The organism is Methylotenera sp. E1MeOHC1 (assembly GCF_058745595.1).
The window spans coordinates 1,478,271-1,502,799 of the sequence record NZ_CP196025.1 but is presented as its reverse complement, the minus strand read 5'-3'; the positions used below and the strand labels follow the sequence as shown (position 1 = coordinate 1,502,799).

Genomic DNA, 24,529 nt, shown 5'->3' with positions numbered 1-24,529 from the left:
AGATAAAACTATAACGTGCCGTTAACTAACTGTAAACTTAATGCATGGTGTTAGCGTTAAGTGATTATAACTATCATGGTTTAGTTTTGGCCTCTAGGCTTGAAATTTAAGCAGGGCGCCACAAATATAGAGTTGGTAATTGATATTATAATAGAGCGGTAATTTGTATTAAGGACACAATATGACAGACACTAATCATCAACTGAATGCAGCTGAACTAGTTCAGGCTGAGATGCATCACCCAGAGTGGGATGAGCCTATTATTTGCCGTGTTGAGGTTGATTTGCCAAGTTGGTTATCACAATTGGCAGGTGGTAAGGATTGGGAAGTCTATTCTGAGGCGGAGGAAGAAAACTGCATTAGTTTTGCGATGCGTGAGATTGCAGTTAAAAAGCCAAAGTTGGCGGAGGTAACGCTGTATCACAATGGATATGCCGTGGTTGATGTTGAAGGGCAGTCTTTGTTTGACGGGTCTTTAACCGCTGGCACAAGTGATTGCGCACATTTGACCTACTACCATGCGGATAGTGGTGAAAAAATCGTCTTGAACTAAATACCTGCTTTTAGCTGAGGTTTTCGCCGTCGGCTAAAAGCTTCTTGTTACCGCAAAGTCTGCAAGCTCAATCAGTGCTTGCTTAAAGTTTGATTCCGGAAAGTGTGCAATCGCCGCACGACATTGCGCGGATTCTTCTTCAGCAATCTTTTTCACATGATCAAGTGCCCCAGAGTTTTTCACAATTTCTACAACCTGGGCTAAATGTTCCAAGCCGCCTTGTTCAATTGCATTGCGGATGAGTTGGCTCTGTTCGGCGTTGCTGTTACGCATCGCGTATAAAAGTGGCAGTGTTGGCTTGCCTTCAGCTAAATCATCGCCTAGGTTTTTGCCGATGTCCTCACTATTGCCACTTAAATCTAAAATGTCGTCTATTAGTTGGAATGCTGTACCTAAATGCATACCGTAAGCGGTGAGCGCTGCTTCATCTTTTGCGCTGGCTTCGCTAATGATTGCTCCTAGTCTGGTGGCTGCTTCAAAAAGTTTGGCGGTTTTGTAATGGATAACTTGTAAGTATGCTTCATCAGAAATGTCTGCATTATTAACGTTTAGTAGCTGCAGTACTTCACCTTCGGCAATTACGTTGGTTGCATTGCTTAATACTTCCATCACGCGCATATTTTGTACGGCAACCATCATTTGAAATGCACGTGAGTAAACAAAGTCGCCAACCAATACGCTGGCTGCGTTGCCAAATAAGGCGTTAGCGGTGCTTTGGCCTCTGCGTTTGGATGACTCGTCCACCACATCATCATGCAACAACGTGGCTGTATGGATGAATTCTACAACCGCGGCTAGTTGGTGGTGCTGTGCCTGAATTTCGCCAAACAGGCCTGCTGAAAGTAGCACAAGCATCGGGCGTAATCTTTTTCCGCCGCTATTGATAATGTATTCGGCTACTTGATTAACCAGAGTCACTTCAGAATGTAGTGATTGGCGGATAGTCGTATCCACCATGCGCATGTCGTCGTTTATGCAAGATTGAATGATGCTTGGAGTCACATTAATAAAGCCTGTAAAATGAAATCTGATTTTATCACAGCCTATTTAAATCCTAGATTTTCAATGGCATGGTTTTTTAACCATATTCATCTATATAATAATGTTTTTGGTTTTTAAGCCGAGCGCAACATCATTGAGCCAAGTTTCGTTAGATAAATCTAGTAGAAGCTAATGTTTTTTAGTGGTTCTTTATGATGGCTTTTCTGCTTGGGAAGCAACCAAACACGTGGCTGTGCATTGCTAATTAGGCGGCGACAGTTTACCTGACAAAATTTAATCTAACATTTTTGTTAATTTGCTTAGATTAAGGTTTGCTTTACAGGATAAATTGCGTATAATGCGCGATTCTTTTGAAGTATGAGTTAAAGGCATAATCATGTATGCAGTAATCAAAACTGGTGGTAAACAATATCGCGTAGTTCAAGGCGAAAGATTAAAAGTTGAGAAACTAGAAGTTGAAGTTGGCGGCACAGTTACGCTAGATCAAATTCTTATGGTTTCTGACGGTGATAACACAACAATTGGTTCTCCAATTATTAAAGGTGCTACTGTTAAAGCAACGGTTGTTTCACACGGCCGTGGCGACAAAGTAATGATTTTTAAATTCCGCCGTCGTAAGCACTACCGTAAAACACAAGGCCATCGCCAAAGTTATACGGAAATTAAAATTGAAGCAATCGCTGCTAAATAAGCAGTTATCGTTAAGTTAAGGATTAAATCATGGCACACAAAAAAGCAGGCGGTAGTTCACGTAACGGTCGCGACTCACAAGCCCAACGTCTAGGCGTTAAAGCATTCGGTGAGCAATTTGTTTCAGCTGGTAGCATTATCGTGCGTCAACGTGGTACTAGAATGCACGCTGGTGAAAACGTAGGTATGGGTAAAGATCATACTTTGTACGCTAAAGCAGACGGTAAAGTGAGCTTTACAATTAAAGGCGCATTAAAACGTAAAACTGTGAATATTATTCCAGCTTAGTTTTTTGCGATAATTTAAGAAGCCCTGTCGTTTGATAGGGCTTTTTTATTTGGTACGCGCTGGCAGAATGTTTTTTCAATTCGTGCGTTCTTGCTAGTTTTTTGTCGGGTAGTGCTTTTCTTATTGAATGGTAATGCGCTTGTCATTACTCTTTATAAAAATCTCCTACAAAACATAATCTTGCGCGATAATTACATGAACTGATTATACAGTCTGGGTATTATGAAATTTATTGACGAAGCTACTATTAAAATTTATGCGGGTGACGGCGGTAACGGCGTAGCCACGTTTCGTCGTGAAAAGTACGAGCCGATGGGTGGTCCAAGCGGCGGTGATGGTGGCCGCGGTGGATCTATCATTATTGAAGCGGATCGTAACATCAATACTTTAGTGGATTACCGTTATACGCGTAGCTTTAGAGCTGAACGCGGTGAAAATGGACGCAGTGCTGAGTGTTATGGCGCTAAGGGCGAGGATATGATTTTACGTGTGCCGGTTGGTACCGTGATTTCTGATAAGTCTAGCGAACAAATGCTGGTAGATTTGAGTGAGCATGGTCAACGTGCACAAATGGCGACAGGCGGCAAAGGCGGCTTGGGTAATGTGCATTTTAAATCCAGCTTGAATCGTGCGCCGCGCCAATGTACCAAAGGTGAACCAGGTGAGGAGTTTGAGCTTTATTTAGAGCTTAAAGTGTTGGCTGACGTGGGCTTGCTGGGCATGCCTAACGCGGGTAAATCTACGTTTATCCGCTCAGTGTCTGCGGCTAAACCAAAGGTTGCCGATTATCCATTTACAACATTGCACCCTAATTTAGGTGTGGTGCGTGTTGATGCTGAGCGTAGCTTTGTGATTGCAGATATTCCGGGGATTATTGAAGGTGCTGCTGAGGGTGCTGGTTTAGGCCATCAATTCTTACGTCATTTGCAACGCACTTCATTGTTGCTGCACCTTGTAGATATTGCCCCCTTTGATGAGGCAGTTGACCCAGTGTACGAGGCGAAAGCGATTGTAGAAGAGCTTAGAAAGTATGATGAAGCCCTCTACAATAAGCCGCGCTGGTTAGTATTGAATAAAATTGATATGTTGCCAGAATCAAAACAGGTGGTTGAAGACTTTGTGAAGGCGTATGGGTGGGAAGGGCGTGTGTTTGCTATTTCTGCCATCAGCGGTATTGGTTGTAAAGAGCTGACCTACGCAATCATGCAGCATATTGATGAAAATAAGCAGCATGTAGAAGACTCCGCTGAGAACAAACAAGAAGCTGTTGTAAGTGTTGCTGCCGATAAAGAAGCTGGGAATGAAGTCGTCTGAATTTAAGTCTCTAGTGCTAGATGCAAAAGTTATTGTAGTGAAGGTAGGCTCAAGCCTAGTCACTAACAATGGCAATGGTCTGGATCAAGTAGCGATTGCTGAGTGGGCTGCACAAATAGCTGCGCTTGTGCAGCAAGGCAAGCAGGTTATTTTGGTTTCAAGTGGTGCAGTGGCTGAGGGGATGCAACGACTCGGTTGGAAAAAGCGCCCAGTCGCGGTGAATGAACTGCAAGCGGCTGCAGCGGTTGGACAAATGGGTCTGGTGCAAATGTATGAGCGCTGCTTTAGTCAGCATCAGTTACATACTGCGCAGGTGCTGCTTACGCATGATGATTTGGCTGATAGAAAGCGCTATTTGAATGCGCGAACCACATTGCGTACTTTATTGGATTTAAAAGTCATTCCAATTATCAATGAGAATGATACCGTGGTAACGGATGAGATTAAGTTTGGTGATAACGATACTTTAGGGTCGTTGGTAGCTAATTTGATTGAGGCTGATACCCTAGTGATTTTGACGGATCAGCAAGGTTTGTATTCAGCTGACCCACGTAAAGACCCCAATGCTCAATTTGTGCAGCATGCAATTGCCGGTGACTTAGCCTTAGAGCAAATGGCTGGCGGTGCGGGCAGTAGCGTAGGTACTGGTGGTATGTTAACCAAAATTCTAGCGGCAAAACGTGCAGCACGTAGCGGAGCGCATACCGTGATTGCTTCTGGCCGTGAGCATAACGTGCTTGTGCGCTTGAGTGCTGGTGAGGTAATCGGCACACATCTTGAAGCAACACAGATGAAAATCGCTGCCCGTAAGCAGTGGCTTGCGGATCATTTGCGCACGACGGGTAAATTGGTGTTGGATGCTGGTGCAGTACGCGTGCTAGTGACTGAGGGGAAAAGTTTGCTGCCGATAGGTGTGACCGCGGTTGAGGGGCATTTTGAGCGCGGTGATGTAGTGGCCTGTGTAGATGTGGATGGCCATGAAATTGCGCGTGGCTTGGTTAATTATTCCGCAAGTGAAACTGCACGGGTGATGCGTAAACCTAGCCAGCAGATAGAATCAATTTTAGGGTATGTGGATGAATCTGAATTGATTCACCGTGATAACTTGGTCCTGTTAAAGCAGGGTTAAGCTTGAGATAAGAAAAAACATCAGTTTTAATCATTAGTTTAATTAAATCCTCTAGTTTTAATGTAGATTACATAAAGGAATGCATGTGGCAAATAATCAACCGTTGGTAGCCATTATTATGGGTTCAGACAGTGACTGGCCTGTAATGAAAAATGCTGCACAAATGCTTGCTGATTTTGGTGTGGCTTATGAAGCGAAAGTGGTTTCAGCACATCGTACGCCTGATTTGATGTTTGATTTTGCGCAGACTGCAGCCAGCAAGGGCATTCAAGTGATTATTGCCGGTGCGGGTGGTGCTGCGCATTTGCCGGGGATGGTTGCCGCTAAAACCACGCTGCCAGTTTTAGGTGTGCCGGTTCCATCTAAGCACTTACAAGGGCAGGACTCGTTATTATCAATCGTGCAGATGCCCAAAGGCATTCCGGTTGCAACGTTCGCCATCGGCGATGCGGGTGCTGCCAATGCGGGTTTATTTGCTGTATCTATCCTTGCTAATCAGGATGCTGCGCTGTCTGCCAAGCTGGCTGAATTTCGTATCAAACAAACAGAAAAAGTATTTAACATGGAGTTAAGCGACAAACCATGAGTCAACCTTCTATGATTCTTCCACCAGCTATGCTGGGTATGTTGGGTGGCGGTCAATTGGGCCGTTTTTTTGTGATTGCAGCCCATGAAATGGGTTATAAAATCACGGTGTTGGACCCTGATCAGAATAGCCCGGCTGGCAAAATTGCTGATGTGCATATATGTGCCCAGTACGATGACGCCGCTGCATTAAAAAAAATGGCAGAAACCTGCCAAGCCATTACCACTGAGTTTGAGAACGTGCCCGCTGCAACATTGAATACATTGGCGCAGTCCGTGCCAGTGCGTCCATCTGCAGAGGCGGTTGGTGTTGCGCAACATCGGGTAAGTGAAAAGAATTTTCTGAAAGAAGCGGGCTTGCCGGTGGCGCCTTATGCAGTGATTGATGCTGAGTCAGATTTACCGGCAGATGATAGCGAGATTTATCCAGCCATCCTTAAGGTGGCAAGATTTGGTTACGATGGTAAGGGTCAGGCGCGTGTTGCCAATTTGAGTGAGGCAAAAGCGGCTTTTGCGGCATTCTCGCAAGAAGAGTGTGTGTTGGAAAAGATGCTGAAGCTGGATTACGAGGTTTCAGTGGTGCTTGCCCGCGATGTGAACGGGCATATTGCAACTTTCCCTACTGCTGAAAACAGTCACTTGAATGGTATTTTGGATATCTCTATTGTGCCGGCGCGTGGCAGTGATGCCGTGAATCATCAGGCACAGAAGTTGGCAATCAGTGTGGCTGAGAAGCTTCAATATACTGGCGTATTGGGTGTGGAATTCTTTGTGTGTGATGGAGAACTGCTGGTGAATGAAATTGCACCGCGTCCACATAACTCAGGGCACTACACGCTGGACGCATGTATTACTAATCAGTTTGAGCAGCAAGTGCGTGTGATGACAGGTTTGCCCTTAGGCAGCAGTCGCCAACATAGCCCGGCTGTGATGGTGAATCTGCTCGGTGATATTTGGCCGGATGAAGCATCGCAAACCGAGCCAGCTTGGCAATTGGCGCTGGGTGCTCCTACGCTTAAAATGCATCTGTATGGTAAAGCAGAGGCACGTGCAGGCAGGAAAATGGGGCACTTCACTGTACTGGGTACCAATCGTGATGATGCAATTAAATTGGCGATGCAAGTGCGCTCTGAGCTCAAAATCGGCGAGTAAGCATAGTTAATCGTCTGCAAGACCTAGTCAGGTGTGGCTAGGTCTTTTTTTTATGTCTTTTTTATTTGTTTTAAGATTTTTATTAAGAGTTTGGTACTATTTGCGTACCAATAACTTTAAAAAAACAAATAGGGAGGCATTATGGCTATACTCAATAACCCCTCAGTTCAGCCTCAACCCGGCGTAATCAGGGCAATTAAATATGTCGCCATATTAATTGCAGCACTCATCCTTATCTCCTGGTTGAATCCGTTTGTAGTCATTAACGCAGGTAACCGCGGTGTGATCACGACTTTCGGTAAGGTTAATCCAATAGTGCTAGAGGAGGGGTTGCACCTCCGTATCCCAATCATGCAGCAAGTGACTGAAATTAATGTGCAAATTCAAAAAGGTGAGGGAGACGGCGATGCAGCTTCGCGTGATTTGCAACAAGTGCACGCCAAGATCGCGCTTAACTATCATTTGATTCCAAACCGCGTAGCTGAAACCTATCAAGCGATTGGTGATTTGAACTCTGTGGGTGACCGTATTATCATACCTGCCGTACAAGAGGCAACCAAAGCCACTACCGCTAAATACACGGCGGAAGAGCTGATTAGCAAGCGCCCGGAAGTACGCGACCAGATCAGTCAGTTCATGCGTGACAGGCTGTTGCGTCACGGCATCCAGATCGATGAGTTCAGTATCGTCAATTTCCGATTCTCTGAAAGCTTTAACCAGGCCATTGAAGCCAAGACCACAGCCGAGCAATTGAAACTGAAGGCTGAGCGCGATCTGGAAAGGATACGCGTTGAGGCTGAACAAAAAATCGCATCAGCCAAGGCGGAAGCCGAGTCACTGCGTTTGCAGAAACAAGAGATCACACCGGATCTGCTAAAGTTACGCGAGATCGAAAATCAGCGCGTAGCCCTAGAAAAATGGGATGGCCGTTTGCCGCAGGTCACCGGTGGTTCTGTGCCACTCATCAATATTAAGTAAGTGATATGCATGTTGAAACTTACAGTATTTCGCACCTTAATCATTTTGCTGCTGTGCGGCTTCAGTTGGGCTGCATTAGCTAAGCCACCTTATCTGGAGCCTGGTGTTAATAACTACAATGACATGCTCACATTGCTAGGAAAGCCTCTGTCAAAAGAGGCTACGCCTGATGGCTATAATTACTTATATGATGGCATGATTGTGAATATCAGTGGACCTGATCAAGCGACGATTCTGACAGTTACTTATCTTAAGCCCAACATTTACAATAAATACTTATATCTTGATGTTGGTTTAACTGATAGTCGAATCAAAGAAAATATAAGTGATTATTACGAGCATAAAGAAGCCGCTTATCATTTCATCACGGATTATGAGAGGTCGGTAATTTTTTGGTTTGATAAGAATCAGCGTGTTGTTAAATATGTTCAAGCGCGCAAAGGCAGTTTGAAGCGTATTTAATAGATAGATAGAGTCTTATATAGAGTCAGTGGACAATAAAAAAGCCGAACATCAGCTCGGCTCTTTTATTTGATTTAAGTAACGACGCAAGTATAAAAACTTGCGAGGCTAATTATGCCATCGCTTTAATTGCAGCGTTTAAGCGGCTTTTATGACGTGAGGCTTTGTTTTTGTGAATGATGTTTTTGTCCGCAATGCGGTCAATAACACTTACATTCTCTGAGTACGCAGCAGTAGCTGCAGCTTTATCGCCAGCTTCTACAGCTTTAATGATTTTTTTAATTGCTGTGCGCAAAGTAGAACGCAAGCTTGCATTGTGAGCGCGTTGCTTAACTGCTTGACGAGCACGTTTTCTTGCTTGTGCGGTATTTGCCATCTGTTTTTCCTAAAAAGCTATTCAAAATACGAAGCCCGTAATCATAGCATTTTATAAATATATTGCAAGTTAAAATAATGCAAATATTCTTGTAAATACTACCTAGTGACTATTGGCGTGTTAAAATTACGCAATATGTTGTTAATGCTATACTTTTCTCACCTACATTATAACGATAAAGCATGAATTTACTCAACGCGCTGGCTAAAGTCGGCAGCATGACTTTTGTTTCGCGTATTTTGGGCTTCGTGCGCGATACGCTAATTGCACGCGTTTTTGGTGCCGGGATGCTGAGTGATGCCTTTATTGTCGCGTTTAAAATCCCTAATTTATTACGTAGAATTTCTGCTGAAGGTGCATTCAGTCAAGCGTTTGTGCCAATTTTGTCTGAATATAAGAGCCAGCGCGGCTTTGATGAAACGCATCATCTGATCAATCGCGTCGCCACTTGGTTGGGCCTGATTTTGGTAGTGGTTACGTTAATGGGTATGTTGGCCGCGCCTTGGATTGTGAGTTTGGTTGCGCCTGGTTTTAGAGGCGATGCGGTGAAAATGCAACTGACGATAGAGTTGTTGCGTATTACTTTCCCTTATATTTTCTTTATTTCCTTGGTATCAATGGCTGGCGGGGTGCTCAATACCTATAATAAGTTTGGCGTGCCCGCTTTTACGCCGGTGTGGCTCAACGTGGCGATGATTGTTGCCATCTTGTTTTTTGCGCCTTACTTTGATGAGCCCGTGAAGGTGCTGGCATGGGCAGTGTTTATCGGTGGGTTTTTGCAATTAGCGTTTCAGGTGCCATTTTTAAAGCAGATTGGCCTGCTCCCTAAGCTTGATTTTAAATCGGATGATGAAGGTGTCTGGCGCATACTTAAACTAATGGGCCCTGCAGTTCTTGGCGTGTCTGTGGCACAGATATCGCTGATTTTGAATACGATTTTTGCTTCATTTTTAAATACAGGTAGTGTCAGCTGGCTGTATTACGCAGACCGCTTGATGGAGTTTCCGACTGGTGTGCTCGGTGTTGCGCTAGGCACCATATTGCTACCGAGCTTATCTAAGGCTTATGCGGGCAAGGATGATAGCGAGTACTCGCAATTGTTGGATTGGGGTTTGCGCTTAACCTTTATTTTGGCGGCACCTGCCGCGGTTGCCTTGGCCGTATTGGCAACCCCTTTGGTAGCGACCTTGTTTAACTATGGCAAATTTACGCCATTAGATGTGTTGATGACGCAGCAAGCCTTAATTGCTTACAGCGTGGGGTTATTAGGCTTGATTCTGGTTAAAATTTTGGCACCTGGCTTTTATGCGCGACAAAACATCAAAACACCAGTCAAGATCGCCGTATTTACCTTGGTGATGACGCAACTCATGAATCTAGTCTTTGTTTTTGGTTTGCATTTGCAGCATGTAGGTTTGGCATTGGCGATTGGCGTAGGCGCCTGTCTTAATGCTACCTTGTTATATCACCACTTACGTAAAGCGCAAATCTTCCATCCGCAATCAGGCTGGCTGCTTTTTGTCGCTAAGTTATCGCTTGCACTGGCTGTAATGGGTGTTGTGCTGCACTTTGCGATGGGCGATGCCCGCGTTTGGTTAGGTTTAGGCTTAATGCCTCGATTGGTTTATTTGAGTGGCTTGGTGATGTTGGGTGCAGTGAGTTATTTCGGCATGCTGCTGTTGCTAGGATTTAGGCCACGTGACTATATGCGTAGAGTGAGCCGATAGATGCAAATTTTTAGACACATTCCCGCCACCTTACAGCCGCCATGTGCCTTGGCGATTGGTAATTTTGATGGCATGCATTTAGGGCACCAAGCGTTGTTGGCGCAACTTAAGCAAACGGCACAAACCTCAAACTTGGAGGCGGCAGTGATGACGTTTGAGCCGCACCCACGTGAGTTTTTTACGCCGGAAAGTGCACCAGCACGGCTTTGCTCTATGCGGGAAAAGTTAGAGTATTTTGCGCAAGTCGGTGTGAAGCGTGTTTATGTGTGCAGATTTAATCAGCGCTTTGCAAAAGTGACCGCTGAAGCTTTTATGCAAGATATCTTGCGCCATGCGATTCATGCACAGGCAATTCTGGTAGGTGAGGATTTTCGCTTCGGCGCAAAGCGCGCTGGCTCTGTAAGTGATTTTGTAGCGGCAGGGTTTAACTTAGTAAGTTTGCCGCAGGTCGATCTGGCCGGGGTCAGAGTTTCTAGCACGAGAGTGCGTACAGCCTTAGCTGATGGACGTTTGCAGGAGGCGGCATCACTGTTAGGTAGGGGTTATAGCATTAGCGGTAAGGTGGTGCATGGCGCAAAGCGTGGACGCCAGCTTGGCTTTCCTACCGCCAATGTGCATATGCGGCATGAGCGACCTGCATTAAAAGGGGTATATGCAGTAAAATTAGACGGTTTGAATGCAGTTGCCAATTTAGGGGTGCGCCCAACGATTGCGGGTGTGCCTAAGCTGTCATTAGAGGTGCATGTGCTTGATTTTAATGGTGACTTGTACGGTAAGCATGTACATGTGGAGTTTTTGCATAAAATACGTGATGAAATGAAGTTTGATGGTTTGGATGCATTGAAAGCGCAAATAGCAATTGATGTAGAATTGGCAAGAAATTTTTTTGGGACTGTTGTTTCCCCGTAGCACTAAATGTAACCCATACCCTATGGGTTGTGTCGCTGACTGAGATACCTTTTTGTGGTGTGCCTGTAACTGGATTTCTGTGTTGTCTTGATTTATATGCGCAAAAGTAGCTGCTACATTAAGCGGACAGAAATGATGAATATGAAATGTGTTGAGATTTTAAATGACTGAAGATAATAAAGAGCAAAGCAAGTATAAATTAAACCTACCAGAGACCGCCTTCCCCATGCGTGGTGATTTGGCGAAGCGTGAGCCTGCATGGTTGAAAGCTTGGCAGGATAAAAAACTGTACGCGCGTATTCGCAATGCACGCAAAGGCGCAAAAAAATTCATTTTGCATGACGGCCCTCCTTATGCCAATGGTGATATTCACATTGGGCATGCGGTGAATAAAATCTTAAAAGACATCATCGTAAAATCTAAAACATTTTCAGGCTTTGATGCACCTTACGTGCCAGGTTGGGATTGTCACGGCTTGCCGATTGAACTCGTCGTAGAAAAAAATCACGGTAAAAATATAGACCCAGCTCAGTTCCGCGAGTTGTGCCGTGCTTATGCTGCCGAGCAGGTGGAAAAGCAAAAGAAAGACTTCATTCGTTTAGGTGTGCAGGCCGATTGGGATAATCCTTATTTAACGATGGATTACCAAACTGAAGCTGACATCATGCGTGCTTTAGGTGATATTTATAAAAATGGCTATCTTTATCAGGGTAGCAAGCCTGTACATTGGTGCGTGGATTGTGGCTCGGCGTTGGCTGAGGCAGAGGTTGAGTATGAGGATGTGAACTCACCAGCGATTGACGTAGGCTTTAAAGTGGCAGATCGTGTTGCATTGGGCAAGGCATTTGGCGTAGATGTGACAGCTGATGCTTATGCGGTGATTTGGACAACGACGCCTTGGACATTACCAGCAAACCAAGCGGTGAGTGTGCATCCTGAGCTGGATTATGATTTGATTCAAACCAGCAAAGGCTTGCTGATACTTGCAAATGCTTTAGCCGCGGCGACATTAACGCGTTATGGTGAAGCTGATGCAAAAGTGCTGGCAACTTGTAAAGGTTTGGCATTAAAGCATTTGCAGCTAGCACACCCGTTTGACGCGCGCCAAGTGCCTGTTATCTGCGGTGACCATGTGACAACCGAGGCAGGTACCGGCTTGGTACATACTGCTGCTGCTCACGGTAATGATGACTGGCTGGTGATGCGTGCTAACTTCCCGGAGCAAAAACCAAGAGTCTTAATCGGTAGTGATGGCAAATTCTTTACCAGTGAGTTGGTAGAGTTTGCCGCTATTCGTGGTTTAAGCAGACAGGATGCGAACAAAGTCATCTTGGCGAACATGCAGGAGAGTGGTCGCTTACTTGCTAACGCGCGTTTAAATCATAGTTTCCCGCATTGCTGGCGCCATAAAACGCCACTTATGCAGTTGGCGACGCACCAGTGGTTTATCGGGATGAATGCACATGACATTAACGGTAAAGCATTGCGCGAGCATGCCAATAAAGCGGTGGATGAGACTGAGTTTTTCCCGAGTTGGGGTCGTGCACGTTTAGAGGCGATGATTAAAAATCGCCCGGATTGGTGTGTATCACGCCAACGTAACTGGGGCGTGCCGATGCCATTGTTTGTGCATAAAGAAACCGGTGAGCCGCATCCGCAGACCACCGCGCTGTTAGAGCAAGCTGCCTTACTTACGGAGAAAACCGGTGTAGAGGCTTGGTTTAGTTTAGATGGCCCGGCCTTCTTGGCGCAACATGCCCCAGACTATGCCGAGCAGTATAAGAAGGTGACTGACACCTTAGACGTGTGGTTTGACTCAGGCAGTACGCATGCTGCGGTGCTTAAACGCCGCCCTGAGCTGGCCTTCCCGGCAGATTTGTATCTAGAGGGTTCAGACCAGCATCGTGGCTGGTTCCAGTCTAGCTTACTGACCGGTTGCGCGATTGATGGTCATGCACCGTATAAAGCATTGCTAACGCATGGTTTTGTGGTAGATGGCAGCGGCCACAAAATGAGTAAATCTAAGGGTAATGTGGTTGCACCACAAAAAGTGATGGATACCTATGGCGCAGATATCTTGCGTTTGTGGGTGGCCTCTACCGATTACTCAGGTGAGCTGACTATTTCGGATGAGATTTTAAAGCGCGTTGCTGAAAGTTATCGACGTATTCGCAACACCTTACGTTTCTTACTGGCGAACTTGGCTGACTTTGATACGGCTAAAGACTTGTTGCCGATGAGCGAGTGGTTGGAAATAGACCGTTATGCTTTGCATTTAACTGAAAAATTGCAAACAGAAGTATTGGCGGATTATGACCGTTACGAGTTCCACTTGGCGGTGCAAAAGTTTGTTAGCTTCTGTTCAGAAGACTTAGGTGGCTTTTACTTAGATATCTTAAAGGACCGCTTATATACGACCGGCGAAGCCTCACATGCGCGTCGTGTTGCACAAAGTACTTTGCATCACATTACACACACCATGATGCGCTTAATGGCACCGATTTTAAGTTTCACTGCGGATGAGATTTGGCAAACGCTAGGTTTGGATGCAGAGCGTACAGTATTTGAAGAGCTTTGGTATAGCTTGCCAGCGCACGGGCTAAGTGATGCAGAGGTTCAATCTTGGCAAACGGTGCTTGAGGTGCGTGCCTTAGCAAATAAAGCGATAGAAGAGAAACGCTCTGCTGGTTTGGTGGGCTCATCATTGCAATCTGAATTAGATATTTATGCAGATGGTGCAACGTTTGAGGCATTAAGCCGATTAAAAGATGATTTGCGTTTCGTGCTGATTACCTCACGCGCTTCGCTACATCAGCGTGCCGGTGCTTTAGAGGTGCAAGTGGCACCAAGTGCGCATGTTAAATGTGACCGCTGCTGGCATTACCGCGCAGATGTGGGGGCAGACGCTGCGCATCCACATATTTGCGGACGCTGCGTAAGCAATTTGTTTGGTAAAGGTGAGGTTCGCTCACATGCGTAAGTGGTTTGCTATTAGCGCCATTGTGGTCGCCTTAGATTTGTACACCAAGTATTTAATCCAACGTGCTTTTGCGTATGGTGAGCATTTAACCATTACTCGCTTTTTTGATTTGGTACGTTTTCATAATGAAGGTGCAGCGTTTAGTTTTTTAGCTAATGCTGGCGGCTGGCAGAAGTGGTTCTTCACTGCTGTGACTGCAATTGCCGCCATTGTGATTACGTACCTGATTAAAAAGCATCATCATGAGAAACTATTTAGCTTAGGTTTGGCCTTAGTATTAGGTGGTGCGATTGGTAATTTGTACGATCGCCTGACCTTAGGCTATGTAGTGGATTTTCTGTTTTTTCATATTGATCAGTTATATTGGCCGGCTTTTAATGTGGCAGATAGTGCAATATGCGTTGGGGTCGGTTTGTTGCTTGCGGATAGTTTCAAGAAGTCGAAAGTAAATTAATCAACTCATAGACATTTATTTCGGAACAAATCTATGCCAGACTGGAAAAAGCTTATTGAAGGAAAAATAGCGTTAGCAAAACGTGGTGCAAAGCCAGGTAAAGCCAATGCAAATGAGCGGATTCCGGCAGGGCAAACCGAAGTAAAGAATTTTCCGACTTTGGATTTGGGAATTCGTCCGCAAGTAACAACTGAAAACTGGGCTCTGCGTGTGTATGGCTTGGTAGAACATGAGCTCGATATTAACTGGGCGCAATTTCAGGCAATGCCGCAAGTGACCGAAGTCTCGGATTTTCATTGTGTGACGCGCTGGAGCCAATTAGATATGGATTGGCAGGGAGTGCCAGCCCGCGAGATTTTGTCCATGGCCGCACCGTTGCCAGCCGCAAAACATGTAACCTTGCATGGCTATGATGGCTACACTACAAACTTACCTCTGGATGCGTTACTAGACGATGACGTCATCATTGCTCACAGCGTGCTGGGTGGGCCTTTAACCGCAGCGCATGGCGGCCCGGTGCGTATGATCGTGCCTAAGCGTTACGCGTGGAAAGGCGCCAAGTGGCTGAAAGCTATTGAGTTACATGAATTTGACCGCCCAGGGTTTTGGGAGGTGCGCGGTTATCATAATGAAGCTGATCCATGGCGTGAAGAGCGCTTTAGCGACGATTAACCTTGTCCGCAATGCTAGCGTTGTTTTCCTAGTGGGGCCTGATGCTATTAGATGATGCTTGGGTTGATGCTAGGTTTCTTGCCTAATTTTCTTTGTAGCGTACGCCTGTGCATATTGAGGCTACGCGCGGTGGCGGAAATGTTGCCATCATTCTCTGACAACACCCGTTGAATATGCTCCCACTCTAATCTGCCGACAGGTAGTGGTGGTGAGGCTAGTTCAACCTCTGCATCGCCAGCCTGTTTATCAAATGCAGCAACAATTTCATCCGCATCGACAGGTTTAGCCAGGTAGTGGGTTGCCCCCAGTTTAATTGCCTCTACTGCTGTGGCAATACTGGCATAGCCTGTGAGCACCACTATTTTTGTTGCGGCTTGTAAGCTTGCCAGCTGCCTGACTAATACCAGGCCGGAGTTGCCAGACATTTTAAGGTCAACCACCGCAAATTCCGGTGGGTCAGTCTGCGCAATTGTAAAGGCAGACTCTGCACTGCTGGCTAGCGTGACTAAAAAGCCGCGTTTACGCATTGCCATGGCCAGTGCGTTTAAAAACACTTCATCATCGTCAACCAGCAGCAGGCTAGGCTGTTCGTCGCTACTTTTTGAGTCTGTGGTGAGGTCAAGCATTAGCTATCCTTAATGACCTATGCGCAATTGTTTTAGTGGTAAGGTGATGGCCGTGAGTACACCACCTTCGGCGTGATTGGTGAGAGTGAGCGTCCCGCCAAATTTTGCAATAATCATTCGTGTGAGGTACACCCCCAAGCCCATACCATTACCATTCTTTGAGCTAAAAAATGGTTTGCCTAGCTGCGATTTTACTTCGTCGCTCAGCCCGTTACCAAAGTCTCTAATATATACCTTTAAGGTGCTTTCATCCCAGCTTGCATCGAATAGCACTCGGTCTGGCGATGCGTCGGCTGCGTTGTCTAATAAATTCTGTATGGCCTGTCCCAGTGTTCTGTCTGTGAAAATTAATGGGTTGCTTGAGCTATCGCTCAAGCTGACCACGAGCTCGGTTGCCGGGCGCGTGTCACGCCAGCGCTGAATCGCTTCTTGTAAGAACTCGCTTATCAGTAACCCATGCCCGCCATCTGCCCGGCTTTTGCCGGCATTATGCGTGATGGATGATAGTATTTCCTTACAGCGGTCAATTTGGGTGCGGATGATGGCTAGCTGTTGTAATTGCTCGGGCTGGTTTGATAAATCTCGTGCCAGCTCTTTGCTAATCACGGCCATGGTTGCGAGTGGTGTTCCTAACTCATGTGCGGCGCTGGCAGCAAGCGTTCCTAATGAGAGTGCGCGCTCACTTTCTAGCGATTTCTCTCTCACTGCGGCTAGTAGTTTATCGTAATCACGTAAGCTTTGCCCGATACGCGTGACAAAAAAAGCAATAATGCCTGCACTCACCACAAAGCCCAGCCACATCCCTACCAAATGGATGTCTAGCGATTTCCCAGCCAAATAGTGCATATGTAGATGCGATAACGGCACGTAATAAAATACCAGTGTGGAGTAACAAATCACGGCAGTCGCTGCCAGTAACCAAGTGTATTCACGTTTTAAGGCAACAGCGGCAATAGTCAACGGTAGTAAATACATCCACACCAAAGGGTTGCTGTAGCCACCAGTAAAATAAAATAAGACTGTGAGGCCGAGTAAATCACCTAGTAGCTGTAATAGCAGTTCACGGTCTGTCACGTTGCTGAATTTTTGCAGACGCAATAATGTCATCAGGTTAAGGAGCAGCATGCCGCCAACAGCAAGCGCGATTGGAATTTTTGGTAGAGGAATATGCAGGTGATATAGCGCCAGCGTGGCGGCCAGCATGAATGCGACCATGACACTGCGCAGCAAAAATAAGCGCTTCAGGTTACGGCGTGTTGGGTTTTCTAAAGTAGGAAAGTGCGTATTCATCACCTGATTATTATACGTGCTGATAACTAAATTGCATTGCGTCAAATTGTCGCGCATATGTGCGTACTGCCCCTGCGACAATTAGTCACATTACGCAGCAAGCATATCTAAAATATACTGCTAACCTATCAAGATGTAAGCATCTTAACTGCAGCCAATCCAGTTAAGCCGCGCATCAATAATTAACAATAATAATATTTTATTAGTATATAAAAATCAGGGAGATGCAATGCGTGTTAAGTTAATCTCAGCCATCATCGCAGCAAGCTTTAGCGGCACATTATTTGCCGAGCATAATGAGGCGATTGATTTAGATGCGGTTGAAGTGCGCGCACCTATGATTGATAGCCGCATCACCAAGCACCCAGCCACTGTTGAGACTTTTGATAAAAAACAAATTGAAGAAAGTGTTAACGCGGCAACCCCTGCGCAAACCCTGAAATACCTTCCCAGCATCCAAGTTCGCGAGCGTTTTATTGGCGATCGTAATGGAATTATTGCCACGCGTACCATTGGTACGTTATCCAGTGCGCAAAGTATGCTGTACGCCGATGGTGTACTACTTTCTAATTTACTTGGTAACTCATTTGCATTCCCGCCGCGCTGGGGCATGGTGAGCCCAGAGGAAATTGAAAGCATCAGCATGATGTATGGCCCATTTTCTGCGCTTTATGCGGGTAATTCATTTGGTGGGGTCATGAGTATTGCCACACGCATGCCTGATAAGCATGAAGCACACGCTAGCGCGCAAGCCTTTACGCAAAATTTTAAGCTGTATGGTACAGATGAGCGTTATCAGGGGCACCACTTAACTGCATCTGTAGGCAACAAGGTCAATGATTTTTCATTCTGGTTAGGCGCAGACCGTTTGGAAAGTAAAGGGCAGCCCATGAATTTCTCAACAGCTAATCTTTCCTCCACGCCGGCTGGCGGCACAGAAGTGAGTGGCGCATATCAAGATAGAAGTGAAACAAACGCTAGCCGTGTCATTTTTGGAGCTAATAGCATTGATGATACAGCGCAGACCAATATTAAGTTTAAAGCCGCTTATGATATTACCCCCCAACACAAAATAGCCTATACGCTTGCAGTTTGGGATATGGAGGGAAAAACTGACGTTGAGAGTTACATTAAAGATAGCGCTGGCAACCCAGTATATAACGGCAGGGTAACATTTAATGGGAAGCGTTATGATGTTTCCGGAATGAATCCAGGCGAATCTGAGTCATTGCATATCATGCAGGCACTGGATATTAAATCCAATACTAAAGGTTTTTTTGATTGGCAGTTGACGCTGTCAGATTATGATTACCAAAAAGATAAAAGTAGTGCGGCAAATGCGCTTGCATCAGGAACAGTGGTGCAAGGTAACCCTTACCTTACTAAAACCGGACGTGTGACTGATTTATCTGGAACTGGGTGGTCAGTGTTTGATGCACGTGCAACCTTGCGTCCGCAAGCACATACCGTAGATATTGGTTATCACTTGGATCAATATCAATTAAAGAGTGATACCAATAATACTGCTGACTGGTCAACTGCAAGCAAGGGCACATTGAGTGCATCTGCACGTGGCGAAACTATCACGCATGCACTTTATGTGCAGGACAAATGGCAGATTAACCCGCAGTGGGCACTTACCCTAGGTGGGCGCGGTGAGTATTGGCAGGCTGAAAATGGCCTGAATACAACGACTATATCTAATGTATTACGTACTGCAAATTATAAAGATAAATATGAGGCTAAGTTCTCACCAAAAATCTCTATCAGTTTTGAACCTGAGCCAGCATGGGGCTTCCGTGCAGCGTTTGGGCAGGCATTTCGCTTCCCTACGGTAAGTGAGATGTTTCAGCCTTTACAAAATGGTGCCACAGCCTACTTTGTTGAATCTAACCCTAATCTAAAACCAGAACAAGTGATTGCAACAGAGCTTACGGCCGAGCGGCGTTATGATCATGGTTTGATTCGAGCAAGCTTGTTCAGTGAGAATAAATATGACGCACTGATTTCACAAACCATTACCAATGGGCGTGCTATTCCTTACGACACCGGCACCTGTACCAGAAGCGTAGGCTGTAGCTTTGTGCAGAATGTTGACCATATCCGTACGCGTGGGTTAGAGCTGGCAACGCAGTGGCAAGATGTATTGATACATGGGTTGGATTTGCAGGGTAGCGCCACTTTCACCGAGGCGGAGGTGCTACGGAATGAGGCAGCGCCCACTACGGTTGGCAATAAGCCGCCACGTATCCCGCGTAGTATGTTAAAAGCCGTTGCAACATACCACAGCGGCAGTAATCTCACGTATAGTTTAGCAGCACGCTACAGTGGTCGCCAATATAATGCGCTGGATAACAGTGATGTTAATGATGGTACATTTGGTGCCGCCAGCAGGTTTTTTGTGCTGGATGCCAAGGCTAACTATAAGTTTGCCAAAGGTTATACGGCAAGCGTAGGCGTAGATAATTTAAATAATTACAAATCCTACGTGCTTCACCCTTATCCACAACGCACAGCCTATGTGCAATTGAAATTTGACTATTGATGATTAAATATTTACTGGCAATTGCTTTATTTTGTTGTGCATTACATGCAAGTGCACATGAAGACCATACTAAGCACCAGAGCTCAGCTATTGCTGTTAGTGTCGCCTTTGACTCCAAAGGTGCGCTATGGCGTGTAGCCGTGCAGGACGGGTTTTTACAAGTAAGCAAAAGCCTGGATATGGGATTATCTTTTTCAAAACCAATCAAAGTAAATCGTGAGCCACATAAAATTGGTGCAGACGGTGAGGCGCGCCCGAAGATAGCTATTTCACCAGAGGGTTACATCTACCTGACTTGGACTGAGGCGCTTAAGGCGCCATTTTCAGGATACATTTGGTTTGCTCGGTCGATTGATTCAGGTAAAACGTTTGAAGCGCCATATGTTGTGCATCAAGATCGCAGCGAAATCACACATCGATTTGATTCTCTAAATGTGAGCAGGTACGGAAAAATCACCGTCACTTGGGTGGATAAACGTGATTTAATCGCCGCGAAAGCAGCCAATAAACCTTATGACGGCGCCGCGATTTACTACGCTGTTTCTGACAATAAAGGCGTAAGTTTTTCATTGGAACAGAAGCTTGCCGATAGTAGCTGCGAGTGCTGTCGTATCGCCCTGACTAATAAACCCGATGGTACTGTCGCTGCGATGTGGCGTCATGTGTTTGAAGGGAGTGAGCGTGACCATATGATGGCTGAAATTCCAGCCAATCAAACCACTCCCCAGCCAAAACGTGCAACCTTTGGTCGCTGGAGAATTGATGGTTGCCCGCATCACGGTGCGGCGTTAGCAAGTGGTGGCGAGGGAACTGATTGGTGGGGCTACCACATGGCGTGGTTTGATGGCGGTAATGATGATGCGGGGGCGAAAGCGACGCTATATTATGCACGTATGGATGGTGAAGCATGGGTATCGTCGCCAGCCAAAAAGTTTGGCAATATGAAAAAGCAGGCTGGGCATCCGGCTTTGGCCGCAATTGGCGACAATGTTTGGTTGGTTTGGCGTGAAAAAGATCTAGGCAAGCATCAAATCTGGTTGATGAAGTCTAGTGATGCAGGTAAAAGTTGGGATCTACCACATGTGCTGAGTGAGACCGCAGGTGTGGCTGATTACCCTGTGCTGTTGCAAAAAGATAAACAAATGTTTTTGTTATGGAACACCGTTACTGATGGGTTAAAAGTATTAGCTCTTTAGCGCTATTTTTCGTCTGTAGCAGGCTGTAACTATGTTATGTAGCGCACCATACTTTGGTGTTGTGGGTAAGCTCCATCCAAATTGCCCAAGCGCTTGCCGCACTCAGTAACACACCAGCTAAGCGCATGCCGTAAGGTTCAATGGTGTTGGTCTTGAGTTTTAGCCATAGCCATGGTGCTAAAAACAGGGACACGCTGGAACCTAGCGCAAAAGCTGACATGCTTAATGCACCGTCTAATGGGTTGCCGTTAAATGAGGCAATAATCAGTGCCGAATACAACAGGCCGCACGGCATGAGCGCCCACAGCATGCCGATATAGAAATGGCCGCCTTGCTTAGTGCTCAGTTTCTTCACATATCCCCATATGTTACGCCCAGCACGATCTACCCAAATTGGCTGGCGTGCGTAGATGATTAACAATACGCCCCAGAAAAATATCAATACATGGAAGAATGTCCACAATGGATGCAATATGCTGCTATAGCTAGACAGCCATGCGATGCTTTGGATCGCAAACGTGGCAATTGCCCCCAGCATGGCATATCCGCATAAGCGGCCAATATGGTAATGGTAAATGGCGTAAGGGGTTTGCGGTGACTGTGTGAGTGCGGTGCAGGCTGCGCCACACATGGCAACGCAATGCGGGCCACCTGCTATCCCCATCAGTAATGAGCTGTAAATAAGCGCGGTTTGCATTGCGCTACTATTTTTCCAGATTCACACCAGTGGCCGCATGGTTGCGCGCGAGAACGGCAGGTTCTAGCGCATTTTTCTCTTCAGTTGTGAGAGGCTTGTTAGTATGGAACTCTGAATTTTCATCGTGTGCTAATACTGGATCTTGCCCGTTCACGGCAATATATACAGTGGTTAAGCTAGCAACCACCACAATGGCTGGGCCACAGAATACTAGCCATGCATAACCAGACTTCCACCATTTTGCTTTTTCATTTTGCGTTTGCTTTGTTGACATAGGGTTACCTCTTTAGCGAGACATATAAAAAATAGACTTTTCAAATAGGCGCTCTTTTGAATCGTCCGCAACAATTTCAAATACCACTGGGTGTGAGCCGCTTTTAATCGAGCCATCTGTAATCTGCAAACTCACTGCCACCATTCTTGACTCTGCGGCGTTCACGGTAAATTCTGAATCAGAAGCTAAAGATAAGCCTTCGATGCCAGATACTGAAATATGATATGTTTCAACATGCTCCGAAGCATTGGTGATTTGCAGTTGATAAACGTTCTCCACTTTACCGCCGGGAGCGATACGAGACATTACGCCGCGGTCGCGAATTACATCAACTTTAAATGGTATGCGTGTAGCCAATGAATAAACCAGACCTGCACTCATTAGCAGCAATAGGGTGCTATAAATGAGTACACGAGGCCGTAAAATTTTCTTTAGCACCTGCTCTTGTGACCAGTGATTGGTGAGAGCGTTCTGTGTGGAGAAACGGATTAATCCACGTGGGTACTCCATTTTGTCCATAATGCTATTACATGCATCCACACACAAGCCGCAACTAATACACTCTTGCTGCAAACCGTTACGGATATCAATACCGGTTGGGCATACCTGTACACAGAAGCTGCAGTCAATGCAGTCACCCAAGCCAGTTTGCTTTGCATCCACCTTACGTGAGCGGCCGCTACGTGGTTCGCCGCGCTCCTCATCATACGTGACGATGAGCGTGTCATTATCAAACATCGCGCTTTGGAAGCGTGCATATGGGCACATGTGTTTACAGATCTGTTCGCGCAAGAAACCAGCGTTACCGTAAGTGGCAAACGCATAGAAGCAGATCCAAAACGTTTCCCATGGGCTTAAGCTCCATTGAGAAATGTTATATATAAGATCGCGGATAGGGGTGAAGTAACCAAGGAAAGTAAAACCGGTCCATGCTGAAAAGCTGATCCACAGGGCATGCTTGATGGTTTTTTTGGATAGTTTATTGGTGTTAAGTTTGCTTGCGTCTAGACGTAGGCGCGAGGCGCGGTCACCTTCCACCTGCCGCTCTATCCATAAAAATATTTTAGTGTAAACGGATTGTGGGCATGCAAAACCGCACCAAAGCCTACCGGCAACAGCCGTAAATAAGAACAGGGCCAGGGCGGCAATAATTAAAATGACGACTAAATAAATAAGGTCTTGTGGATACAGCACCAAACCGAAAATATAAAAACGGTGGGTACTAATATCTAATAGTACGGCTTGGCGTTGACCCCATTCCAGCCATGGCACACCATAGAACACAATCTGTGTAATCCAGATCATGGCCCAGCGCCAGTTTTTATAAAAGCCAGAGATGTTACGCGGGTAAATCTTCTGGTGTGGCTCGTACAATGACCTAGTGACTGGCTGTGCAGGGTCGTTAATGATAGGAATTGTTTTCTTTGGTGTACGTGGCTTAGTGGACACTTTAATTCAGACTTAATTAGAAGTTCGGTGAGTAAATACAAAAACGCCCACTATTTTAGCATAAGCCAAATAGCGGGCGTTAAGATGTTGTTTGTATTAAATTAATCTTAGCTAGTTTTAGCCTTTGATTAATTATTTTACGTTAGAAAAACGCCAAACATAAGCAGCCAATACGTGAATTTGCTCAGGTGTCAGGCGTGATCCTTGTGCTGGCATTTTATTATCTATGCCATTGTTAATGCGTTGGATAATCGCGGCTTCACCAGCACCGTGCAACCAGATGTTGTCAGTTAAGTTAGCTGAACCAATTGCTTGGTTGCCTTTGCCATCCGGGCCGTGACAAGCTGCACATGCGGCAAATTTTTCTTTACCTAATGCTGCGCGTTCAGCGTCATGCTCACTGTTAGATAAGCTCAACACATAGTTTGCTACGTTTTTAACGTCGTCAGCACTACCTATTGCTGCAGCCATAGGAGGCATCATGCCATGTCTACCGTTAGTAATGGTTTGCTTGATGGTTTCGTGTGAACCGCCATGTAACCAGTCGTTATCAGTTAGATTAGGGAAACCTCTGCTACCGTGTGCGTCAGAACCGTGGCATTGTGAGCAATTGTTCATGAATAAACGCTCACCGATAGCCATTGCTTTTGGATCTTGCGCAACTTCTTCACCTTTCATTGAGGTGAATTTTGCGTAGATTGGCGCAATACGGTCGTTGGTTTCTTTAACTTCTTGTTCATACTGTTTAAGCGCAGTCCAGCCAAGTTTACCTTGGTAAGTACCCAAGCCAGGGAACAGGAATAGATAAATTGCACCGAATACGCAAGTGATAATGAACATCCACATCCACCATCTAGGCATAGGATTGTTCATTTCAATGATGTCTTCATCGTACACGTGGCCAGTTGATTCACCAGTGTGCGCCGCATCATGTGACTTGCTTGTCATAAATAGTATCGTTAAGCAGAACACGATACCGCCAATCACGATTGCCGAAATAAAGTACGGCCAGAAATCGCTTGTAAAATCACTCATTCTTCATCTCCCTCAAGCGGCAATTTTGCCGCTTCGTCAAAGTCTTTTTTATGCCGCCCAGACCAAGCCCAGACCCAGATACCGATAAAGGTAACTAGGGCTGCGACTGTGGCGATGCTGCGTAAACCAATAGTGTCCATAATTCA

General features: G+C 45.8%; 25 protein-coding genes. 16 read left to right on the top strand and 9 right to left on the bottom strand.

The features are described from left to right. Positions 1 to 181: 181 nt before the first annotated feature. Positions 182 to 553, top strand: coding sequence for a hypothetical protein (locus ACSSU7_RS06860; protein ID WP_135276206.1), 372 nt, complete (start codon positions 182 to 184; stop codon positions 551 to 553). 33 nt (positions 554 to 586) lie between these two features. Here ACSSU7_RS06860 and ispB read toward each other — a convergent pair whose 3' ends face one another. Beyond that, entirely contained in the window at positions 587 to 1,555 is a 969-nt protein-coding gene (gene ispB, locus ACSSU7_RS06855) for an octaprenyl diphosphate synthase (protein ID WP_492515821.1), read from the bottom strand. 376 nt (positions 1,556 to 1,931) lie between these two features. Here ispB and rplU point away from each other — a divergent pair, with 376 nt between their 5' ends. From rplU to ACSSU7_RS06815, 8 genes are all read left to right on the top strand, one after another. Then, positions 1,932 to 2,246: a 50S ribosomal protein L21 gene (rplU, locus tag ACSSU7_RS06850; RefSeq protein WP_015831468.1), complete on the top strand. Its 315-nt coding sequence runs from the start codon at positions 1,932 to 1,934 to the stop codon at positions 2,244 to 2,246. Between the two features lie 29 nt (positions 2,247 to 2,275). Beyond that, positions 2,276 to 2,533, top strand: a complete 258-nt coding sequence (gene rpmA / locus ACSSU7_RS06845; protein WP_015831469.1) for a 50S ribosomal protein L27 — start codon at positions 2,276 to 2,278, stop codon at positions 2,531 to 2,533. Between the two features lie 222 nt (positions 2,534 to 2,755). Continuing rightward, on the top strand, positions 2,756 to 3,847 hold the full coding sequence (gene cgtA / locus ACSSU7_RS06840; RefSeq protein ID WP_492515820.1) for an Obg family GTPase CgtA: 1,092 nt from the start codon (positions 2,756 to 2,758) through the stop codon (positions 3,845 to 3,847). Beyond that, on the top strand, positions 3,834 to 4,976 hold the full coding sequence (gene proB, locus ACSSU7_RS06835) for a glutamate 5-kinase (RefSeq protein ID WP_492515819.1): 1,143 nt from the start codon (positions 3,834 to 3,836) through the stop codon (positions 4,974 to 4,976). The genes cgtA and proB overlap by 14 nt, the downstream gene beginning before the upstream one ends. Positions 4,977 to 5,055: 79 nt before the next feature. Next, on the top strand, positions 5,056 to 5,562 hold the full coding sequence (gene purE / locus ACSSU7_RS06830) for a 5-(carboxyamino)imidazole ribonucleotide mutase (protein WP_492515818.1): 507 nt from the start codon (positions 5,056 to 5,058) through the stop codon (positions 5,560 to 5,562). Then, complete coding sequence (locus ACSSU7_RS06825) at positions 5,559 to 6,713, top strand: 5-(carboxyamino)imidazole ribonucleotide synthase (protein WP_492515817.1); 1,155 nt, start codon at positions 5,559 to 5,561, stop codon at positions 6,711 to 6,713. Before purE ends, ACSSU7_RS06825 begins: the two co-directional genes overlap by 4 nt. A 141-nt stretch (positions 6,714 to 6,854) precedes the next feature. Beyond that, a complete protein-coding gene (locus ACSSU7_RS06820; RefSeq protein WP_492515816.1) occupies positions 6,855 to 7,691 on the top strand; it encodes a prohibitin family protein in 837 nt (278 codons plus the stop codon). A gap of 9 nt (positions 7,692 to 7,700) precedes the next feature. Then, positions 7,701 to 8,153 (top strand): hypothetical protein, encoded by a 453-nt coding sequence (locus tag ACSSU7_RS06815; protein WP_492515815.1) that lies wholly within the window; start codon positions 7,701 to 7,703, stop codon positions 8,151 to 8,153. Between the two features lie 112 nt (positions 8,154 to 8,265). Here the strand turns inward: ACSSU7_RS06815 and rpsT are convergent, their stop codons facing one another. Beyond that, positions 8,266 to 8,529, bottom strand: coding sequence for a 30S ribosomal protein S20 (rpsT, locus tag ACSSU7_RS06810; RefSeq protein WP_015831476.1), 264 nt, complete (start codon positions 8,527 to 8,529; stop codon positions 8,266 to 8,268). Between the two features lie 182 nt (positions 8,530 to 8,711). Between rpsT and murJ the strand changes: the two genes are divergently transcribed. From murJ to ACSSU7_RS06785, 5 genes are all read left to right on the top strand, one after another. Then, entirely contained in the window at positions 8,712 to 10,256 is a 1,545-nt protein-coding gene (gene murJ, locus ACSSU7_RS06805; protein ID WP_492515814.1) for a murein biosynthesis integral membrane protein MurJ, read from the top strand. Further along, positions 10,257 to 11,165 (top strand): bifunctional riboflavin kinase/FAD synthetase, encoded by a 909-nt coding sequence (locus ACSSU7_RS06800; protein ID WP_492515813.1) that lies wholly within the window; start codon positions 10,257 to 10,259, stop codon positions 11,163 to 11,165. A gap of 163 nt (positions 11,166 to 11,328) precedes the next feature. Beyond that, the gene (gene ileS / locus ACSSU7_RS06795; RefSeq protein WP_492515812.1) at positions 11,329 to 14,145 is read left to right on the top strand and encodes an isoleucine--tRNA ligase; all 2,817 of its coding nucleotides are present in this window, start codon (positions 11,329 to 11,331) and stop codon (positions 14,143 to 14,145) included. Beyond that, on the top strand, positions 14,138 to 14,599 hold the full coding sequence (lspA, locus tag ACSSU7_RS06790) for a signal peptidase II (protein WP_492515811.1): 462 nt from the start codon (positions 14,138 to 14,140) through the stop codon (positions 14,597 to 14,599). The genes ileS and lspA overlap by 8 nt, the downstream gene beginning before the upstream one ends. Before the next feature lie 33 nt (positions 14,600 to 14,632). Next, positions 14,633 to 15,271 carry a molybdopterin-dependent oxidoreductase gene (locus ACSSU7_RS06785; protein ID WP_492515810.1) on the top strand — a complete coding sequence of 213 codons (639 nt, stop codon included), beginning with the start codon at positions 14,633 to 14,635 and terminating at the stop codon, positions 15,269 to 15,271. Positions 15,272 to 15,318: 47 nt separating this feature from the next. On the opposite strand, the gene ACSSU7_RS06780 is transcribed toward ACSSU7_RS06785, so the two are convergent. Together ACSSU7_RS06780 and ACSSU7_RS06775 are read right to left on the bottom strand one after the other, a co-directional pair. Then, positions 15,319 to 15,897, bottom strand: coding sequence for a response regulator transcription factor (locus tag ACSSU7_RS06780; protein ID WP_492515809.1), 579 nt, complete (start codon positions 15,895 to 15,897; stop codon positions 15,319 to 15,321). Between the two features lie 9 nt (positions 15,898 to 15,906). Next, a complete protein-coding gene (locus tag ACSSU7_RS06775; protein ID WP_492515808.1) occupies positions 15,907 to 17,187 on the bottom strand; it encodes an ATP-binding protein in 1,281 nt (426 codons plus the stop codon). 229 nt (positions 17,188 to 17,416) lie between these two features. Between ACSSU7_RS06775 and ACSSU7_RS06770 the strand changes: the two genes are divergently transcribed. Both ACSSU7_RS06770 and ACSSU7_RS06765 read left to right on the top strand, forming a co-directional pair. After that, the gene (locus ACSSU7_RS06770; protein WP_492515807.1) at positions 17,417 to 19,732 is read left to right on the top strand and encodes a TonB-dependent receptor; all 2,316 of its coding nucleotides are present in this window, start codon (positions 17,417 to 17,419) and stop codon (positions 19,730 to 19,732) included. Next, a complete protein-coding gene (locus ACSSU7_RS06765) occupies positions 19,732 to 20,928 on the top strand; it encodes a sialidase family protein (protein WP_492515806.1) in 1,197 nt (398 codons plus the stop codon). The genes ACSSU7_RS06770 and ACSSU7_RS06765 overlap by 1 nt, the downstream gene beginning before the upstream one ends. 34 nt (positions 20,929 to 20,962) lie before the next feature. Here ACSSU7_RS06765 and ACSSU7_RS06760 read toward each other — a convergent pair whose 3' ends face one another. From ACSSU7_RS06760 to ACSSU7_RS06740, 5 genes are all read right to left on the bottom strand, one after another. Further along, positions 20,963 to 21,625, bottom strand: a complete 663-nt coding sequence (locus ACSSU7_RS06760; protein ID WP_492515805.1) for a sulfite exporter TauE/SafE family protein — start codon at positions 21,623 to 21,625, stop codon at positions 20,963 to 20,965. 7 nt (positions 21,626 to 21,632) lie between these two features. Then, positions 21,633 to 21,899, bottom strand: coding sequence for a hypothetical protein (locus ACSSU7_RS06755; protein WP_492515804.1), 267 nt, complete (start codon positions 21,897 to 21,899; stop codon positions 21,633 to 21,635). 12 nt (positions 21,900 to 21,911) lie between these two features. Beyond that, entirely contained in the window at positions 21,912 to 23,348 is a 1,437-nt protein-coding gene (ccoG, locus tag ACSSU7_RS06750) for a cytochrome c oxidase accessory protein CcoG (protein ID WP_492515803.1), read from the bottom strand. A gap of 132 nt (positions 23,349 to 23,480) precedes the next feature. Beyond that, the gene (gene ccoP, locus ACSSU7_RS06745) at positions 23,481 to 24,383 is read right to left on the bottom strand and encodes a cytochrome-c oxidase, cbb3-type subunit III (protein WP_492515802.1); all 903 of its coding nucleotides are present in this window, start codon (positions 24,381 to 24,383) and stop codon (positions 23,481 to 23,483) included. Next, on the bottom strand, positions 24,380 to 24,523 hold the full coding sequence (locus ACSSU7_RS06740) for a cbb3-type cytochrome oxidase subunit 3 (protein ID WP_492515801.1): 144 nt from the start codon (positions 24,521 to 24,523) through the stop codon (positions 24,380 to 24,382). Before ACSSU7_RS06740 ends, ccoP begins: the two co-directional genes overlap by 4 nt. Between the last annotated feature and the right edge of the window lie 6 nt (positions 24,524 to 24,529).